The organism is Nonomuraea sp. NPDC003201 (assembly GCF_053590415.1).
On sequence record NZ_JBSFTC010000493.1, the window covers coordinates 1 to 5,644 of the forward strand.

The following is a 5,644-nucleotide window of genomic DNA, read 5'->3' on the forward strand; positions in this document are numbered from 1 at the left end:
TCGGCCCGGCCCGCCTCGGTGATCTCATAGACCACCTTGCCGCCCTTTCCGGCCTCGCGCCGGCGGTCGCGGTCGTCGCCGCGGATCCCCGTGCCCCTATGAGCCACACCCCGACCTTGTCCATGCAAGCTCCTACGTGTCGGGCTCCACGCCGGACGAGAAATACGTCCGGTATGTCACTAGTCGCGATGCTAAGAGCGACTTTTACCGATGGTCAAGCAGAAGATGAGCGGCGCACGTCCTATCGCCGCGATGATCGGATGCGGCCGACGCACTCAGCGAGCCACCACGTAGGGGATCACGCAGACCTTTGGCCAGATTTTGGCGAAAGTCTTGACATTTGGTCAAAAAAGGCGCGTACTTCCATCGGCGGTCACCCTAACTACCACCCTCGACTCTCTGTGATTCCCACTCTTACACGCTCGCTCCCGAACCACACGAGCAGCCGCACCCAGCCCTCACGCGAGTGGGGCGCCGTCACCGATTGGGGAACCATGACCGAGGTAGGCAGAGGCATGGCGAAAAGCCTGTTCTCCCGGCGTGCCTTCACCGCCTCCGCGGCGTTCGCCGCGGTCGCACCGTTAGTAGCATCCAGCCAGGCCGAAGCAACGATCGACAAGCCCGCGGACAAGCCCGGCAAGGGCAACGTCCGCCGCATGACCCTCTACGCCGAGCGGCTGCCGGACGGCCGGCTGGGCTACGGCCTGGAGCCCGGCAAGCCCACGATCCCCGGCCCTCTCATCGAGATGGTCGAGGGCGACACCCTCGAGATCGAGATGGTCAACAACCTGGACGTGGCGGCCAGCCTGCACGTGCACGGGGTCGACTACGACGCGGCCAGCGACGGCACCAGGCTGAACGACAGCGTGGTGGAACCGGGCGGCCGGCGCACCTACACCTGGCGCACCCATGCCCCCGGCCGGCGCCCGGGCGGCAGCATCGAGCCCGGCAGCGCCGGCTACTGGCACTACCACGACCACGTCGTGGGAACCGATCACGGCACAGGGGGGATCCGGCAGGGACTCTACGGGCCGCTGGTGGTCCGCAGGAAGGGCGACCTCAGGCCGGACAAGCAGTTCACCGTCGTCTTCAACGACATGTCGATCAACAACCAGCCGGCCCATCAGGCACCCGAGTTCGTCGCGAAGCTCGGCGAGCGGGTGGAGTGGATCGTGATCACGCACGGCGAGTTCTACCACACGTTCCACATCCACGGGCACCGCTGGGCCGACAACCGCACCGGCCTGCTGGAACACCCGCAGGACCAGAGCCGGATCATCGACACCAAGATCACCGGACCGGCCGAGTCGTTCGGCTTCCAGGTGATCGCCGGGGAGCGCGTCGGCCCGGGAGCGTGGATGTACCACTGCCACGTCCAGAGCCACTCCGACATGGGGATGGCCGGGATCTTCACGGTGACCGACGCGGACGGGAACATGCCCGACCACTCGGGTGACGGCCACGCGGGCCCCACGACGAGCCCCACGACGAGCCCCACGACGGGCGCGCATCACTGACGCGGCCCAGGACCCGGCCGCGGCAGAACCCTCAGCTCTTCCCCAGCAGGTCCCGAATCACCCTCAACCCGAAGGAGCGAACGATGGGCCGAAAAGCCCTCTTACCGCCCCGACAAACCGCCTGGCGCCGCTTACTGATCACGATGTCGAGCGCCGTCCTGATCCTCGGGCTGGCGACCCCCGCCGCCGTACCCGCCCAGGCACAGGCCGCCGCCCCGAAGCCGCCGGAACATGGCTCCGACAAGAGCCCTGTCAGCGTGCTGGTCTTCCACGGCCCCGCCGACAAGCAGGACGACCCGGTCAAGCAGGCCACGGCGGCGATCAAGGAACTGGGCGGGAAGAACGGCTTCTCCGTCGACGCCTCGCAGGATCCGGCGGTCTTCACCACCGACAACCTGGCGCGCTACCGCGGCGTGGTGTTCCTGTCCGCCAAGGGCTCGGAGCTGAACGACGGCCAGCTGGCCGCCTTCCAGGCGTACATCAGGAACGGCGGCGGGTTCGTCGGAGTCCACGACGCCGCGCGCGCCCAGGCGGACTCGGCCTGGTTCACCGAACTGATCGGCACCCGCCCCGCCGGCGCCCTGCCCCCTCCGGAGAAGGTGGTGGAGAGCGCCGCCAGCGCTGAGAACCCGCCGAACGAGACCAAGGACAAGCTGTTCGACGGGAGCAACGACACCAAGTGGCTGGCCCGGACGCCGACCGGATGGGTCCAGGGGAAGCTCGAGAAGCCGGTCGCGATCGCGCACTACGCGTTGACGTCCGCCAACGACTTCCCCGGGCGTGACCCGAAGGACTGGGCCCTCCAAGGCTCCCAGAACGGGACGGACTGGACCGACCTCGACAAGCGGACCGGGGAGAGCTTCCCCCAGCGGTTCCAGACCAAGGAGTACACGTTCGCCAACAGCACGGCGTACCAGTACTACCGGCTCAACATCACCGCGAACGGCGGCGAGCCCCTGATCCAGCTGGCCGAGCTGCGGCTGTTCGGCCCCACCGCCGGAGAGCCCCCGGAGAGCAAGCCGCAGGAGGCCGTCGTCGACCTCGTCGACCGCCAGCACCCGGCGAACAAGGGGCTGCCCTTCACCGTGAAGCGCACCGACACGTGGATGAACTGGAGCCCCAACCCGCTGGGCAAGGTCCACACGGTCGCGCAGGTCGGCGAGCACACCTACGACCAGGGCCTGAACGGCAACGGCGCGTTCCATCCCATCTCGTGGTGCCGCGACTACGACGGTGGCCGGTCGTTCTACACCGGCATGGGCGGCACCAAGGCCGGCTACACCGGCGACGAGCAGTTCCAGAGCCACCTCGGCGGCGCCATCCGGTGGGCGGCCGGCCTGGTGCGCGGTGACTGCCAGGCGACGATCGCCTCGAACTACGCCGTCGAGCGGCTGACCGCGCAGAACAAGCAGGGCCAGCTCGACCAGATCGGCGAGCCCCACGGTCTGACCATCGCCCCGGACGGCAAGGTCCTCTACATCGGCAAGGCCGCCTGCACGACCGGCCCGATCGCCGACTGGAACGACCCCAAGGTCGGCCTCGGCTGCGGCACCATCCACCAGTGGGACCCGAAGACCAAGCAGGTCAAGCTGCTGACCACGCTCGCCGTCATGGGGAACCGCGGCAGCGGCGACGAACTGGTCAAGAACGAGGAAGGCCTGATCGGCATCACGCTCGACCCCAAGTTCGAGCAGAACGGCTGGGTCTACGTCTACTGGATGCCGCACGAGTCGATCGACAGGGACAAGCGGATCGGCAAGCGGACGGTCTCCCGGCTCACCTACGACGCCGCCAACCAGGCCATCGACCAGAGCACTCGCAAGGACCTGCTGCAGTGGGACACCCAGATCCACAGCTGCTGCCACGCGGGTGGCGGCATGGCCTTCGACAAGGACGGCAACCTCTACGTCGGCAGCGGTGACAGCAACTCCTCCGGCGGCTCGGGCGGCTACTCCGGCAACAACTGGACCGCGGACTACAAGGGCGTCTCGTTCCAGGACGCCCGCCGTACCGCGGGCAACACCAACGACCTCAACGGCAAGATCCTCCGCATCCACCCGGAGCCCGACGGCACCTACACCATCCCCAAGGGCAACCTGTTCACCGGCAAGGAGGAGGGCGGCGGCAAGACCCGCCCGGAGATCTGGGTGATGGGCGTCCGCAACATCGCGCGCATCGCCTGGGACAACGTGAACAACTGGCTGACCGCCGGATGGGTCGGTCCCGACGCCGGCGGCCCCAGCGAGACGTGGGGTCCCGCCAAGTACGAGACCGCCACGATCCTCAGGTCCGCCGGCAACCAGGGCTGGCCGTACTGCATGGGCGACAAGCAGCCCTACCGTGACCGCAGCAACGTCGACGCCACCCAGCCCGCCGACTGGTACGACTGCGACCACCTGAAGAACACCTCACCGCGCAACACCGGCCTCGTCGACATCCCGCCGGCGCGCTCCAACATGATCTGGTACTCGCCGCAGGGCGGCGGCCCCGTCTACCCGAAGCGGAACGACGGCAGCGGCCTGCCCACGTACAAGCCGGGCGAGGAGACCCTGACCATTCCCTACCTCAAGGGCGGCGGCCAGGCGGTCATGTCGGGGCCGACCTACCATCGCTCCCAGGTCGACACCGACAGCGGTGTGGCGTGGCCGGCGTACTGGGAGAACAAGTGGTTCATCGGTGACGAGTCCAACGGCAACAACCGCGTCGCCGTGACCGTCGACCCGAAGACCGTGCCCGAGGCGGGCCGGCCCGTGTTCGGCGAGGACCTGCGCCAGATCATCCCGGGCGGCGGCGGCACCACTCAGATGCAGTCGTGGATGGACGCCAAGTTCGGGCCGGACGGCGCGCTCTACATGCTCGACTACGCCGGCGGGTTCTTCAGCCTCCACCCCAACCAGAAGCTGATCCGCGTCGCCTACAAGGGTGGTCCGGCGACGCCGAACCCGAGCTTGGCCGTGGCGCGTCCCGTCCGGCAGAGCGACCCGAGGACGATGGCGTTCTCCAGCACGAAGGCCGGCGGCGTGTCGTGGGAGTGGAACTTCGGCGACGGCGGCAGGCCGTCGAAGGAGGCGAACCCCACGCACTCCTACAAGGACTTCGGCACCTACAAGGCGACGCTGAAGGTCACCTACGCCGACGGGACGACTGCCACCGGCACGATCGACGTCAAGGTCGAATGCACCGCCCCCGACGCCCGGCCGACGGTCCGGCTGCTCGACACCGACACCGGCGTGGCCAACCGCGTGGCCGGCGGCGGCTGCACGCTGAACGACCTGATCGACGACGAGCGCGGCTGGAAGAACCACGGCGAGTTCATGAGCCACCTCAACGACGTGGTGAACAAGGCCCGCAAGGACGGCGTCATCGACGACCGCGAGGCGTCCGCGCTCAAGAAGGCGGCCGCCGAGTCCGAGATCGGCAAGACGAACGGATACGAGACCCTCTTCGACGGGACGGCGCAGTCGCTCCAGGGGTGGACGCAGGCCCCGTCGGGACAGTTCACCCTGCAACCGGACGGCACGATCCGTGCCTCCGGCGGTCTCGGAATGCTGTGGTATTCCAAGAAGGCGTACGCGGACTTCTCGCTGAGGCTGCAGTTCCGTGACGTCGCGCCCGACGCGCTCCGCGCCAACAGCGGGGTCTTCGTACGGTTCCCCGACCCGAGGACGCCGCTGGAGCAACGTCCGGCGGGAAGCTGCGGAACGGCCGGCTCGGCCCGTACGTCGCCCGCCTGGGTCGCGATCTTCTGCGGTCACGAGATCCAGATCTACGACGGCGACACCGGCGAGCCGCAGAAGACCGGCTCCGTCTACAACTTCGCCGCCTCGGGCCTGGACAAGGCCGGGGTCACCCCGAAGGGCACGTGGAACGACTACGAGGTCCGGGTGGTCGGGCAGCACTACACGATCACCCGCAACGGCAAGGTGATCAACGAGTTCGACAACACGCCGGGCAAGACGTCGTCCCGTGCCGGCGACCCGCCCACGGACCTGCGTCAGTTCATCAGCGGGTTCGTCGGGTTGCAGAACCACAGGCGTCACCAACCGGGACATGACGCTCAGGGTGGGCCTGCCGGTGTGCCGCTCGCTGGTGGCCTTCGGGCGGGGCGACTATGACGCGGTCGTGGA

At 68.2% G+C, this 5,644-nt stretch carries 2 protein-coding genes; both read left to right on the top strand.

The annotated features are described in order from the left end of the window. The first annotated feature begins 515 nt into the window (after window positions 1-515). Window positions 516-1,517 (top strand): multicopper oxidase domain-containing protein, encoded by a 1,002-nt coding sequence (locus ACWDX9_RS58825; protein ID WP_449972247.1) that lies wholly within the window; start codon window positions 516-518, stop codon window positions 1,515-1,517. 143 nt (window positions 1,518-1,660) lie between these two features. After that, window positions 1,661-5,632 carry a ThuA domain-containing protein gene (locus ACWDX9_RS58830; protein WP_449972250.1) on the top strand — a complete coding sequence of 1,324 codons (3,972 nt, stop codon included), beginning with the start codon at window positions 1,661-1,663 and terminating at the stop codon, window positions 5,630-5,632. Window positions 5,633-5,644 lie beyond the last annotated feature (12 nt).

Bases quoted from the DNA above. Each gene is read 5' to 3' on its own strand.
- ACWDX9_RS58825 (WP_449972247.1), top strand. From the start codon at position 516: ATGGCGAAAAGCCTGTTCTCCCGGCGTGCCTTCACCGCCTCCGCGGCG.
- ACWDX9_RS58830 (WP_449972250.1), top strand. From the start codon at position 1,661: ATGTCGAGCGCCGTCCTGATCCTCGGGCTGGCGACCCCCGCCGCCGTA.